The organism is Variovorax sp. WS11 (assembly GCF_010499245.1).
GTDB lineage: Bacteria > Pseudomonadota > Gammaproteobacteria > Burkholderiales > Burkholderiaceae_C > Variovorax.
Genome location: NZ_JAAGOW010000001.1, coordinates 2,889,707 through 2,901,979, shown reverse-complemented (window position 1 = coordinate 2,901,979; position 12,273 = coordinate 2,889,707). Strand labels below are relative to the sequence as shown.

Sequence of the window (12,273 nt, the reverse complement as noted above, 5' to 3'; positions counted from 1 at the left end):
CCTGCTTTTCATTAAGCAAATACTGAACCAACTGCCGCGGCCTGCGGCGAATTCACGAGCGCGGAAATGCCGGACGCTGGCGAGCTTAAAGGTTCCATGAGGCGCCACTGCCCCTGGCAAACCAGCATGGCGGAGCCGATCAGCCCCGAGCGCTGCAGGGCCATGGCGCGAGCGGCGCCCGCCTCCAGTGCGCGCTGCACCTGCGCGGGCGCGAGCGTCTCGACATCGACCGTCACCGGGATGTCGCCGAGGTCGCTGTCGTCCTTGCATTCGCTGGCGGGGCGGCGATGGATGCCCGCGTCTTCCACGTTCACCGCGTTGGCGATCACCGTGGCGGCCGCATCGGCCTCGGCCGCCGTGGCGGCGAGCACGGTCACGCTGTCGGCAATGCCCAGCGAGAAGCTGCGTCCGCGCCAGCCGCTGGTGGCGACGCCGCGCACGGGCATCTCGGCGCGCAGCTCGAACTGGCCGTCGGTCGTGAGCGGGCCGCGCTCGCGAAGGTCGAAGCGCGCTAGGTCGGCGAACAGGCCGACGCGCGCCGACTGGCCCGGCGCGAGGTGCAGCGCGATGTCGCCACCGTTGTTGATCCAGGCGCGCTCGATGCCCTCGCGCTGGTAGAAGGCAATGAGTTCCTGCGCGACGGCACCCGCCACCGCGGCCATCGGCGTGATGAAGCCGGCACGGAAAGGCGCACAGGCCTGCCACATGCGCCGTGCGATCGGGCCCTGCAGCGCACAGGTCTCGCCCACGGGCTGGCGCAGCAGGCGCAGCTCGCCCACGAGTTCGTCGAGCACGGTGCCGAAGCGCCGCCAGGCGAGCTCGTGGGCGACCGCGACCTCGACCTCGTTGCCATGCGCCTCGGCGACGATGTCGATCGGGCCGTGGTTGAAATGCCAGCGGCCTCCCTCGAGAGCGCTGCGTTGGGCCGTCATGGGAAACCCGATCAGCCGAGCATGGGCGGATGGCCGAGCGGCCACGGATTGGCTTCGTCCATGCGAAGCCATTGGCGTGCCAGCGGTGCGCCGTCGTTCTGCCAGGCGCCGCGCGCCAGCGCCTGCTCGAGCGGGAACACATGCTCCATGTGGCCGCCCAGCGCCGCGTAGTCCTCGCGCCGCATGCTGAACTCGATGGGCGCGACGATGGCCGGCGTGGGCACGGTACCGAAGCTGTTGTCGGGCATGCGCAGCACGTCGGCCATCACCGTGATGCCGCCGCCGGGCCACACGTAGGCCGGCGCGCCGCCGCAGGTCACGTTGACCAGCGCGCGCTTGATGGCGCGCGTGAGCAGCACCGGGTTCTCCGTCACGCCCGCGCGCAAGGATCCGCCGGCGCCGCCGAGGAAGAGCACGGTGCACATCGAGGGCTCGCAGTTCTCGCCGATGCGCTCGACGACCCGGCGCACCTCGGCCGGCATCTGCTGCTCGACCGGCTTGAGCGCGTCGTCGAGCACGTACCAAACCGCATGCTCGCCGGTGGTGGAGGTCATCAGCAGGCGCAGGCCGGGCCGGGCCACGCCCTCCTCCCAGCCCTCGATGATCGACAGCGGATCGTCGATGTCGGTGCCGCCCCAGCCGTTACCCGGATTGGCCACCTGGAAGTAGCGCCCCGGCGTGGACTTGCGCCCGCGCATCTGGATGCCCGAGGGCGCCATGTCCAGGCAGCGCCCGGCCTGGTGCTCGGTGAGCACGCCGGTGATGTGGTCGTCGACCACCACCACCTCGTCGGCCTGGCCGAAGAGCTGGCGCGCGAAGATGCCCACCGCGGCCGAGCCGCAGCCCACGCGCATGCGCTTTTCCTCGACGCCATTGACGATGGGGGCCCGGCCGGCCTGGATCACCATGCTGGCGCCGCCGTCGATCACGCACTCGGCCGGCTTCTTGTTGCCCAGCAACTGCATGAGCTCGACCGTCATCCGGCCTTCCTTCTTGCTGCCGCCGGTCAGGTGGTGCACGCCGCCGAGCGACAGCATTTGCGAGCCGTACTCCGCGGTAGTGACATGGCCCACGACCTCGCCGCGGTAGCGCACGTTGGCCTGCTCGGCGCCGAGGAAGCGGTCGGTGTCGATCTTCACCTTGAAGCTGCAGTAGCTGAAGATGCCTTCGGTGACCACCGTGACCATGTCCACGCCCTGCGCCTTGGAGGCCACGATGAAGGGGGCGGGCTTGTAGTCGGGGTAGGTGGTGGAGGAGCCCACGCCGGTCACGAAGACCTCGTCGGCATGAAGGAGATCACCGTTCCAGTCGGGCTCGGCGCCGGGCGCTGCCGGCTCGGCCGCGGGGCGCGCGAAGGGCACCAGCGCGGGCGCCTCGCTAACCAGCTCTCGGCGCAGCAGCAGCACCGGATCGACCCGCACCAGCACGCCCTCGCGGTTGGCGTAGCGGTCGCAGGCGCCGGTGCGCCCCTCGGAGATCTGGCACAGCACCGGGCAGGCGTTGCACTCGACCTTGCTGGTGCTCATGCGCTCGTTGCGCAGGGCCGAGCGGCCCGTGGCCTCGGGCAGCACCGGCATGTCCATGCCGGGCAATCCGTCTGTCTTGGTGTGTTCGGTCATCGCGGGCTTCTCGTGAAATTCGTGGCGGCGGGGGTGCAACAAATGCGCCGGAGGGATCTCTTGTGCTGGAACTTCGCTTTGTGTAGTATTCACTACAACTTCATGTGGTGATCACTACATGAAGTCAATGTAGCAAACAGACCCGATGCTTGCAATGGTGTTTTCTCAGGTGTCGCCGACAATCGAGGGGTTGCGGCAGACTGACGGTGTTCGGCTCCGCGTCACCGCGCACCCCGTTCGTGCGCGTTTTTTCGTCCACAACCATCCCTGATTCCTATGAGTGCATTCAGCGAAGAACGTGTGTTGAGCGTCCACCACTGGACCGACCGCCTGTTCACCTTCACCACCACGCGCGACCCGGCATTGCGCTTCTCGAATGGCCACTTCACGATGATCGGCCTGAAGGTCAACAACAAGCCCCTGCTGCGGGCCTACAGCATCGTGAGCCCCAATTACGAGGAGCACCTGGAGTTCCTCAGCATCAAGGTCGAGGAAGGGCCGCTCACCTCGAAGCTGCAGCACATCCAGGTGGGCGACACCATCATCGTGGGCCGCAAGCCCACCGGCACGCTGCTGATCGACTACACCCTGCCGGGCAAGCGGCTCTACCTCTTCGGCACGGGCACCGGTCTCGCACCGTTCATGAGCATCATCCGCGACCCGGAGACCTACGAGAAGTACGAGCGGGTCGTCCTGGTGCATGGCGTGCGCCAGATCGACGAGCTGGCCTACCACGACCTGGTGACCGACCACCTGCCCAAGCATGAAATCCTGGGCGAGATGGTCGAGAAGCAGCTGCTCTACTACCCGACGGTGACGCGCGAGGAGTTCCGCAACATGGGCCGCATCACCGACCTGATCGCGACCAACAAGTTGACGGACGACCTCGGCCTGCCGCCGCTCGATGCGAGGGAAGACCGCGTGATGCTGTGCGGCAGCCCCGGCCTCCTGGTCGACCTGAAGCACATCCTCGAAGGCCGCGGCTTCAAGGAGGGCAACACGTCGACCCCGGGCGACTTCGTCATCGAACGCGCCTTCGCCGAAAAGTAAATGGCAACGGCCCGCGCACCCAAGCCGGCCACGCGCCGCACCGGCGTGCGCGAGGCCGCCGCGCAGGCCACGCGCGACAGCATCCTGCGCGCGGCCACCAAGGTGTTCGCCAAGTACGGCTACGACGGCGGCAGCGTCGAGAAGATCTCGAAGGCCGCCAACTCGTACGACCGGATGATCTACTACTACTTCGGCAGCAAGGAAGGGCTGTTCATCGCGGTGCTGGAAAGCATCTACCGCCGCATGGACGATGCCGAGGCCGCGCTGCACCTCGATGCGAGCCGGCCGGTGGAAGCGCTCGCGGCGGTGATCCGCTTCGTGCTCGGCTACTACCGCAAGAACCCCGAGTTCGTGACGCTGCTGAACACCGAGAACCTGCACAAGGGCCGGCACATCGCGAAGTCGCTGCGCGCGCGCGAGTACTCGTCGAAGGCGATCGCGATCATCCAGGAGCTGCTGGAGAGCGGCGTGGCGCAGGGCCTGTTCCGCAAGGACGTGGCGGCGCGCGACCTGTATCTGCTGATCGCCTCCACCGGCTATTTCTACACCTCCAACCGCCACACGCTCACGGCCTTCCTCGGCGAGCCGCTGGAGACGCCGGAGGCGGTCACGCATTGGGAGGACTTCGTGATCGAGACCGTGCTGCGCACGGTCGACGCGGGGCCCTCCGAAGAAGAAGCGCCCCCATCCCCAGCACCCCACGAGGACAAGACATGGCAGAAGTCGCAAGCACCGCAAAGTCGGGCAAGGTCGTCATCCGGAACATAGGTCTGCTGCTGTCCGGCGACCTGGACAAGCCCATCCTCGATGCCGACACGATCGTCGTGAACGACGGGCTGATCGTCGCCGTCGGCAAGGAGAAAGACTGCGATTGCGAAGGCGCGCAGACGGTCATCGACGTGAAGAAGACCTGCGTTGCGCCCGGCCTGATCGACAGCCACGTGCACCCCGTCTTCGGCGACTGGACGCCGCGGCAGAGCCAGCTGGGCTGGATCGACTCCACCATGAACGGCGGCGTGACCACCATGATCTCTGCCGGCGAGGTGCACCTGCCCGGCCGCCCCAAGGACATCGTGGGCGTGAAGGCCCTGGCCATCACCGCGCAGCGCGCCTTCGACAACTTCCGCCCCGGCGGCGTCAAGGTGCTGGCGGGCGCGCCGGTGCTCGAGAAGGGCATGGTCGAGAGCGACTTCAAGGAGATGGCCGAGGCCGGCGTCGGGCTGCTCGGCGAGGTGGGCCTGGGCTCGGTGAAGGCCGGCTACGAGGCCAAGGAGATGGTGGCCTGGGCGCGCAAGTACGGCATCCAGAGCACCATCCACACCGGCGGGCCCTCGATTCCCGGCTCGGGGCTGATCGACAAGGACGTGGTGCTGGAGGCCGACGCCGACGTCATCGGCCACATCAACGGCGGCCACACCTCGCTGCCCGAAGCGCATGTGTGCGAGCTGTGCGAGAAGTCATCGCGCGCCATCGAGATCGTACACAACGGCAACGAGCGCGTGGCCATCGCGGCGGCCAAGGCGGCGTTGGATTTGAAGTGCCCGCACCGCATCATCCTCGGCACCGACGGGCCTGCCGGCTCGGGCGTGCAGCCGCTGGGCATCCTGCGCATGGTCGCGATGCTGTCCTCGCTCGCCAACATCCCGGCCGAGCTGGTGTTCTGCTTCGCGACCGGCAACACGGCGCGCATCCGCAAACTGAACTGCGGGCTGATCGAGCCTGGCCGCGCGGCCGACTTCGTCTTCATGGACCGGGCCCAGCACACGGCCGGCAAGACGCTGCTGGAGAGCGTACAGCTGGGCGACATCCCGGGCGTGGGGATGGTGATGATCGACGGCATCGTGCGCTGCGGGCGCAGCCGGAACACGCCGCCGGCGACCGAGATCCCGGTGGTGGTGTCGGGCGCGCACTGAGGCGCGGGCCCTGCCTCGTACCCGCGCCAGCAGGGCAGATGATGCTCGACGAAATACTCGACCATCGCTGCAGCCCGCATGTCCCAGCGGAATGATGCACATGCTCTCCAGCCCCTGACGCCGCCGCGAACGCGCTCCTATTCTTGATCCGTGCAGCGCGCCGACGGCCGCGCTGCCACCTAGGAAACTCAGGAACCTGGAGAGCGACATGAAGGTGCATACGAATTCCATCCGGTTCGACGGCCCGGGCAGCGCCGTCTCCATTGGCGTCTTCGACGGCATTCATCGCGGCCATCGGCGCGTGCTGGCCATGCTGCGCGAGGAAGGGCTGCGGCTGGGTCTGCCCACCGCCCTCGTCACCTTCGACCCGCATCCCCGTGCGATCACGCAGCCATCGGCCGCACCGCCCATGCTCTCGACGCTCGACGAGCGGCTCGACATGCTGGCGCAGTCCGGCGATGTCGATCACTGCGTCGTGCTTCGCTTCGACGAGATGCAGCGACGGCAGACGGCAGGCGACTTCGTCCGGAGCGTGCTGGTGGAAGGCTTGCGCGCGCGAGCGCTGGTGGTGGGGGAGAACTTCGCTTGCGGTCGGGCGAGGCAGGGCAACGTGCCCTGGCTCGAGGCCGCCGGACGCAAGCACGGGTTCGTCGTGAACCCGATCATCCTGGCGAAGGCCGGCGCGGAACCGTCGGCGCCTGCGTGCTCGTCCAGCGAGACGCGACGGCTGATACGAGCCGGAGAGATCGAGGCTGCCGCGGCACTGCTGGAGCGGCCCTATGCCTTGTCGGGCACGGTGCTGCCCGGGTCCGGCTCCGCCTCGATCGACACGCCGGTTGCACTGCCGAGCGGCAGATGCACGCCGGCGGCAGGCCTCTACGCCGGCGAGGTAGGTCTGCGACCACTCGGAGGCGCCGGCATGGCGTGGCGCCGCGCACACCTGGAAGTCCACGCGGCAGGCGAGACGGCAGTCTGCAGCATCCGCATGCCCCATGGCGCGCACGTCGAGGCCGGGCCGGGGCAGGCGTTGGGCCTGCGCTTTCATCGCCGCATCGGCCGTGCCGCCGCACCCATGGCGCACCCCGGTGCGCTTTATGCCTCCATGGAATAGTGCGCATGCCCTGCCCTTGCTGTCCAAGGGCAAGCCTCCGGCCTAAGGTCCGCGGTCAGGAGGTCAGACATGACAGTTCTGCGATACGCCTCGCGGCCCGCACCCGCCAAGACCCGCAACTCCGCTCCGGTTTCGGCGGGGCGCGCCATGCCCTCATGGCTTTGCGACAGGCGCAGTTTGTCGGCGCTCCTTGCCCTGTGCAGCGCCTGCGCGCACGCCACCGAAGGCGGTGGCAACTCCTACCCCGTGGGCGTGGAGACCAACTACAACGGCGTCATGCTGTCTGACGGCGCGCACTGGTTCGCCTATTACGCGCACTACAGCGCCACCCACTCCAGGCACGCAGCCGGCGTGGACAACCCGCAGCTGGCGCGCTTTCGCATCGACTCCGACGTCGTGGCGCCCCGGCTCTCCTATGTGTGGCCCGGCCTCACGCTGTTCGGTGCGCGCGTCGAGACCCGGGTGGTGCAGGCCATCGCCTCGGTCGACCTGGACGCCGCCGTCGCCAGGCGGGGGCTGCCGCCGCTGGACCGCGGCGGATACCGGCTGGGCCTGGCCGACATGGCCTTCACGCCGATCATTCTGGGCTGGAACTGGTCGAACTATCACCACACGATCGGCATCGACACGCATCTGAAGACCGGCAGCTACGACGTCGGCGAGCGCGTGAATACCGGGCGCAACTACGCCCAGGCCGCCCTCTTCTATGCCTTCACCTGGTTCCCGGCGCCCGGCTTCGACATCAACGCCAAGTTCCGCTACGCCGTCAACGGCAAGAACAAGGCGACGAACTACCAATCAGGTGACGAAGCCACGATCGAATTCAGCGGCGGTTACCGCATCAACCCCGGCCTGGCCATCGGGGTCAACGGCTATGTCTACCGCCAGACCAGCGACGATTGGCAGAACGGGGTCGCCGTCAACAACGGCAACCGCGGCCGGGTCAACGCCCTGGGGCCCTACATCAGCTACAACTTGACGCCGCGCATGGCGCTCATCGCGAAGGTCCAATCGGAGTTCGGCGCGCGCAATAGGCCGCAGGGCACGCGAGTCTGGCTACAGGCGAGAATTCCGTTCTAGCGAAGCCGTGCCGGCACGGTTTTCACGCGCGTTGGTGTAGGTCCGGAATGGAATGGCGGCCAGACAACCAGGACTCGATCACATGGGTACGAACCTGCACATCCAAGCAGATCTGCTGGACCTCTACCAGCTCCGGGTCATCGATGTCCTGCTGCGGGAACAAAGCCTCACGCGCGCCGCGCTCGTGCTGAACACGACTCAGCCGGCGCTGAGCAAGACCCTCGCGCGCTTGCGCAGCTATTTCGACGACCCGCTGTTCGTGCGCGTGTCCCTGAACATGGAGCCGACCCCGAAAGCCTTGGGGCTGGCGGCGCCCATCCGTCTCATCCTCGACGAGATGCAGATGCTGCGCTGCTCGCAGGTGCCCTTCGATCCGCGCAAGAGCGATCGCACCTTCAGCTTCTTCGCCACGGATGCGGCGGTGGTGGTCATGCTCCCGTCGCTGGTCAAGACCCTGCAGAGCCAGGCGCCGAGCGTGCGGCTGAGCGCGGTGCAGTTGGAAGAAGACCATCTGCATGCCTGGCTGAAGTCCGGCAAGGTGGACCTGGCGATCGGCAACTACCCCGCGCTCACGCAGGGCATCCGAAGACAGCGGCTGTTCACCGCGGGCTACTTGAGCCTCGTGCGCAAGGGGCATCCGCGCCTGCCGAGAGAACCGGCCCCCGATGCATTCGCCGCCGAGCAACATGTGCTCGTCTCCTCGTCGGGCACCGGTCACGGCATTGCGCTCGCCGAGCACGTGCTGCAGGCCGCGATACCGGCGAGTCAATTCACGGCGCGCGTGCCGAGCTTCACGGCCGCAGCCGTGGTTGCCAAGCACACCGACGCGGTCGTGACCCTGCCGTCGCCCCTGGCCGAAGTGCTGGCGCGCGAGCTCGACCTCGAGCTGGTCAAGCCGCCGCTGCGCCTCCCCCGCTTCGAGGTGGCGCAGTACTGGCATGAGCGCTTCCATCGCGAAGCCGGCAACCAGTGGTTCCGCTCGGTGCTGCACCAGCGGTTCAGCGCCAACCCCTGATACTAACTCGCGTTCAAAAATATAGAAGTTATCCATTTGAACCCGGTCATTGGATGGGTTCGCGTAGGATTGGATTCGAGGGCGACGAGTCCGTTGGTCAGGGTGCTCTCGACGGCGTCCAGATTGGCGAAGACGTGGTTGGCGAAGCAGTCCTCGCGCAGCGACTCCCACAAGTGCTCGGCGGGGTTCAGCTCCGGGCTGTACGGGGGCAGGAAGATCACGCGCATGTTCTGCGGCACGGCGAGATCACCGGCGATGTGCCAGCCTGCTTGATCCATGACCATCACGATGAATTCCGCGGCGTGGCGCTGCGCGACCTCGCTCAGGAACAGCGACATTGTCTCGGCGCTGACCCAGGGCAGCACGAGGCTGTCCAGCACGCCGTCGTGCGGGCTGACGGCGCTGAAGGCGTAGATGTACTTGCGCTCCAGTCGCGCACCGACCACCGGGCGTGTGCCGTGAGGTGCCCAGCAGCGCCGAGGGCTGCCCAACAAGCCGAATCGGCCTTCGTCCTGGAACATCAGGCGCACTTGGCGCCCACGTTCAGCCTGGCGCTCGACCTCTTGGCGTACCGTGCGGCGCAGTTTTTTTAAAGGCGGCCTGCGCCGCCACGTCTGCCTTGGGGTGCCGTGGGCGCGGCACCACCTTGCGCCAACCGTGGCGATCCAGAAGCCGGTAGACCGTAGAGGGGGCCACCTGCTTGCCCAGTTGTTCCTGGTAGGCCTGCTGGATCTCCGCCACCGTCAGCATGCCGCCCGCCTCGGCACGCTTGACGAATGGCGCCAGAAGTTGCTGCTCTTGCTCTGGGCTGAGGTGTTGGTGATGCCTGCCGCCACGCCCGCGCAGCTCGAAGATGGCATCTCCCTCCTTCGACCAGCGCGAGTGCAAGACATGCACCGTCGCTGTGGACCAGCCCAGCAACTCGGCGATCTGCGCGGCTGAACTGCCCAGCGTCGCACGGATGAGCACGCACTGGATGCGCTGGTACTCCGCATGACTGCCGGCTCGCTTGAGCCGCTCCGCCAGGCGCTCAACAGTCGGCCTATCACCCACGATCAATGTCTTCATCCACGACTCCTTGAAGTTCGTGGAATGACATGATATCTAATCTATTGAACGCGAGTTGGTATGAGACGCGCGCGGCGCCTGCCGCGTTCGACGCCGCTCCCAACATTCCCACCCGCGAGTCCGGTGCCGGGCCGGTCCTGCGCGCTCGCGCGCCCGACCCGCTCGCCACAGCTGCCAACGGAATAGTGCGCATTGCCGCTGGTGCATGGCAAGCGGGCAGTCGCCCACCTACATTGATTCCACCGATCTGCTTCAACCCGGTCACACCCCATTCAGGAGACACACAATGCCGCTCGCAGAACTGATTCAACCCGCACGCTCGCATGCGTCCGTTGCGCCCTCGCCCGGCGCCTCGAGGCTTGCGAGCGACCCCATCGACCCTGCGGAATTCCGTGCGGCGCTGTCGCGCGTCGCGACCGCGGTCACCGTCGTCGCCACCAACGGCGAGCACGGCATCGCGGGCGTCACCTGCTCGGCCGTCTGCTCCGTGTGCGACACGCCGGCCACGGTCCTGGTGTGCGTGAACCGCCGCAGCTTTGCCAACGGCGTGATCAAGCGCAATGGCGTGCTCTGCGTCAACTGGCTCGGCGCCGAGCATTCTGAGATCTCACAGGTCTTCTCCGGCGTGGGCGAGCTCCCCATGGCCCATCGCTTCGCGCAGACACAGTGGGGAACGCTCGCGACCGGCGCACCGCACTGCAGCCTCGCGCTCGTCGCCCTGGACTGCCGCGTCGCGCGGGCCATGGAAGTCGGGACGCACAGCGTCTTCCTTGCCGAAGTCGTCAAGACGTCGATCGCGGAAGCCATCGAAGACCCCTTGGTCTATTGCCAGCGCCGCTACGCCACCACGCGGCCCATCGTCCTCAACTGATTCATCCATCCATCCCTCCCTCCCACTCACTCACCCACGTCACACAAAGGAATCGCCATGCGCACCGGAAAACAGTACCTGGAATCGCTCAACGACGGCCGCGTCGTCTGGGTCGGCAACGAGAAAATCGACAACGTCGCCACGCACCCCAAGACATGCGACTACGCGCAGCGCCACGCGGACTTCTACGACCTCCATCACAGGCCGGACCTGCAGGAAGTGATGACCTTCGTGGACGAGGCAGGCGAGCGCCGCTCCATGATGTGGTTCGGCCACCGCACCAAGGAGGAGCTCAAGCGCAAGCGCCGCTACCACGAGGCCGTGATGCGCGAGATGGCCGGTGCCTCCTTCCCGCGCACGCCGGACGTCAACAACTACGTGCTCACCACCTACACCGATGATCCCACGCCCTGGGAGAAGCAGTCGATCGGCACACCGGGCCAGCCGCTGGCGCAGCACATCGTGGATTTCGCGAAGTTCGTGCGCGACCGCGACCACAACTGCGCGCCCAACTTCGTCGACCCGCAGATGGATCGCTCGACCCCCGACGCGCAGGCGCGCTCGCCGGGACTGCGCGTCATCGAGCGCAACGACAAGGGCATCGTGGTCGACGGCGTGAAGGCCGTCTCCACCGGCACCGCCTTTGCGGACTGGGTGCACATCGGCGTCTTCTTCCGGCCCGGCATTCCCGGCGACCAGATCATCTTTGCGGCAGTGCCCGTGGCGACCAAGGGCGTGTCGATCGTGTGCCGGGAAAGCCTCGTGAAGGAGGACCGCGTCGAGCACCCCCTGGCATCCCAGGGCGACGAGCTCGACGGCATGACGGTGTTCGACAAGGTCTTCATTCCCTGGTCGCACGTGTTCCACCTGGGCAACCCGGAGCATGCCAAGCTCTACCCGCAACGCGTGTTCGACTGGCTGCACTACCACGCGCTGGTGCGGCAGATGGTGCGCGCCGAGCTCATGGCGGGCCTGGCGGTGCTCATCACGGAGCACATCGGCACCAGCAAGATTCCGGCGGTGCAGACGCGCGTCGCCAAGCTGATTGGTTTTCACCAGGCCATGCTCGCTCATGTGGTGGCATCCGAGGAACTGGGTTTCCACACGCCGGGCGGTCTCTACAAGCCGAACATCCTGATCTACGACTTCGGTCGCGCCCTGTACCTCGAGAACTTCTCGCAGATGATCTACGAGCTGGTCGACCTGTCGGGCCGCAGCGCCCTGCTCTTCGCCACCGAGGACCAGTGGGAGGACTCCAAGCTCAACACGGTCTTCGAGAAAATGAACAGCGGCCCGGTGGGACGACCGAAGGACCGGCTGCGCATCGGCCGAGTCATCCGCGATCTGTTCCTGACCGACTGGGGCAATCGCCTCTTCGTGTTCGAGAACTTCAACGGCACGCCGCTGCAGAGCATCCGCATGCTGACCATGCAGCGCGCCGAGTTCTCCGGGTCCGGCACCTACGGGAAGCTGGCACGCCAGGTCTGCGGGATCGACGCGGTGGAGGAAGACACCACCGAATACAAGGCCACGGCGGACTATGCGAAGGCGATGGATGCCGCCCGGCACCAGGAGCAGCTCTCGCTGAGCGGCACGCTGTCCATCTGAGCGCCG

The 12,273-nt window shown here is 66.9% G+C and carries 11 protein-coding genes and 1 pseudogene; 8 read left to right on the top strand and 4 right to left on the bottom strand.

Going from position 1 to position 12,273, the window contains the following annotated elements:
* Positions 1–11 precede the first annotated feature (11 nt).
* Together GXN78_RS14305 and GXN78_RS14300 are read right to left on the bottom strand one after the other, a co-directional pair.
* Complete coding sequence (locus tag GXN78_RS14305) at positions 12–932, bottom strand: UPF0280 family protein (RefSeq protein ID WP_106560350.1); 921 nt, start codon at positions 930–932, stop codon at positions 12–14.
* A gap of 11 nt (positions 933–943) precedes the next feature.
* Positions 944–2,551: a 6-hydroxynicotinate reductase gene (locus GXN78_RS14300; RefSeq protein WP_106560349.1), complete on the bottom strand. Its 1,608-nt coding sequence runs from the start codon at positions 2,549–2,551 to the stop codon at positions 944–946.
* A 276-nt stretch (positions 2,552–2,827) separates the two neighbouring features.
* Here GXN78_RS14300 and GXN78_RS14295 point away from each other — a divergent pair, with 276 nt between their 5' ends.
* From GXN78_RS14295 to GXN78_RS14270, 6 genes are all read left to right on the top strand, one after another.
* Complete coding sequence (locus GXN78_RS14295) at positions 2,828–3,601, top strand: ferredoxin--NADP reductase (RefSeq protein ID WP_106560348.1); 774 nt, start codon at positions 2,828–2,830, stop codon at positions 3,599–3,601.
* A complete protein-coding gene (locus tag GXN78_RS14290; protein ID WP_106560347.1) occupies positions 3,602–4,369 on the top strand; it encodes a TetR family transcriptional regulator in 768 nt (255 codons plus the stop codon).
* A complete protein-coding gene (locus GXN78_RS14285; RefSeq protein WP_106560346.1) occupies positions 4,315–5,514 on the top strand; it encodes an amidohydrolase family protein in 1,200 nt (399 codons plus the stop codon). Before GXN78_RS14290 ends, GXN78_RS14285 begins: the two co-directional genes overlap by 55 nt.
* A 208-nt stretch (positions 5,515–5,722) precedes the next feature.
* Positions 5,723–6,625 (top strand): FAD synthetase family protein, encoded by a 903-nt coding sequence (locus GXN78_RS14280; protein ID WP_106560345.1) that lies wholly within the window; start codon positions 5,723–5,725, stop codon positions 6,623–6,625.
* Between the two features lie 69 nt (positions 6,626–6,694).
* On the top strand, positions 6,695–7,705 hold the full coding sequence (locus GXN78_RS14275) for a transporter (protein WP_239142712.1): 1,011 nt from the start codon (positions 6,695–6,697) through the stop codon (positions 7,703–7,705).
* 82 nt (positions 7,706–7,787) lie between these two features.
* Positions 7,788–8,720 (top strand): LysR family transcriptional regulator, encoded by a 933-nt coding sequence (locus GXN78_RS14270; RefSeq protein WP_106560344.1) that lies wholly within the window; start codon positions 7,788–7,790, stop codon positions 8,718–8,720.
* A 2-nt stretch (positions 8,721–8,722) separates the two neighbouring features.
* Here the strand turns inward: GXN78_RS14270 and GXN78_RS14265 are convergent.
* Both GXN78_RS14265 and GXN78_RS14260 read right to left on the bottom strand, forming a co-directional pair.
* A pseudogene (locus tag GXN78_RS14265) lies at positions 8,723–9,307 on the bottom strand (IS630 family transposase); the annotation flags it as partial.
* Positions 9,264–9,788, bottom strand: coding sequence for a winged helix-turn-helix domain-containing protein (locus GXN78_RS14260; RefSeq protein WP_146163252.1), 525 nt, complete (start codon positions 9,786–9,788; stop codon positions 9,264–9,266). The pseudogene GXN78_RS14265 and the gene GXN78_RS14260, both read right to left, overlap by 44 nt.
* 286 nt (positions 9,789–10,074) lie before the next feature.
* Between GXN78_RS14260 and GXN78_RS14255 the strand changes: the two genes are divergently transcribed.
* Positions 10,075–10,659, top strand: a complete 585-nt coding sequence (locus GXN78_RS14255) for a flavin reductase (protein ID WP_106561064.1) — start codon at positions 10,075–10,077, stop codon at positions 10,657–10,659.
* Positions 10,660–10,716: 57 nt separating this feature from the next.
* Positions 10,717–12,267, top strand: a complete 1,551-nt coding sequence (locus GXN78_RS14250; RefSeq protein ID WP_106561063.1) for a 4-hydroxyphenylacetate 3-hydroxylase N-terminal domain-containing protein — start codon at positions 10,717–10,719, stop codon at positions 12,265–12,267.
* Positions 12,268–12,273: the final 6 nt, after the last annotated feature.

What these genes read in the sequence shown, in the direction of transcription:
- GXN78_RS14305 (WP_106560350.1), bottom strand. Translation starts at nt 932, where the DNA reads ATGACGGCCCAACGCAGCGCTCTCGAGGGAGGCCGCTGGCATTTCAAC.
- GXN78_RS14300 (WP_106560349.1), bottom strand. Translation starts at nt 2,551, where the DNA reads ATGACCGAACACACCAAGACAGACGGATTGCCCGGCATGGACATGCCG.
- GXN78_RS14295 (WP_106560348.1), top strand. Translation starts at nt 2,828, where the DNA reads ATGAGTGCATTCAGCGAAGAACGTGTGTTGAGCGTCCACCACTGGACC.
- GXN78_RS14290 (WP_106560347.1), top strand. Translation starts at nt 3,602, where the DNA reads ATGGCAACGGCCCGCGCACCCAAGCCGGCCACGCGCCGCACCGGCGTG.
- GXN78_RS14285 (WP_106560346.1), top strand. Translation starts at nt 4,315, where the DNA reads ATGGCAGAAGTCGCAAGCACCGCAAAGTCGGGCAAGGTCGTCATCCGG.
- GXN78_RS14280 (WP_106560345.1), top strand. Translation starts at nt 5,723, where the DNA reads ATGAAGGTGCATACGAATTCCATCCGGTTCGACGGCCCGGGCAGCGCC.
- GXN78_RS14275 (WP_239142712.1), top strand. Translation starts at nt 6,695, where the DNA reads ATGACAGTTCTGCGATACGCCTCGCGGCCCGCACCCGCCAAGACCCGC.
- GXN78_RS14270 (WP_106560344.1), top strand. Translation starts at nt 7,788, where the DNA reads ATGGGTACGAACCTGCACATCCAAGCAGATCTGCTGGACCTCTACCAG.
- GXN78_RS14260 (WP_146163252.1), bottom strand. Translation starts at nt 9,788, where the DNA reads ATGAAGACATTGATCGTGGGTGATAGGCCGACTGTTGAGCGCCTGGCG.
- GXN78_RS14255 (WP_106561064.1), top strand. Translation starts at nt 10,075, where the DNA reads ATGCCGCTCGCAGAACTGATTCAACCCGCACGCTCGCATGCGTCCGTT.
- GXN78_RS14250 (WP_106561063.1), top strand. Translation starts at nt 10,717, where the DNA reads ATGCGCACCGGAAAACAGTACCTGGAATCGCTCAACGACGGCCGCGTC.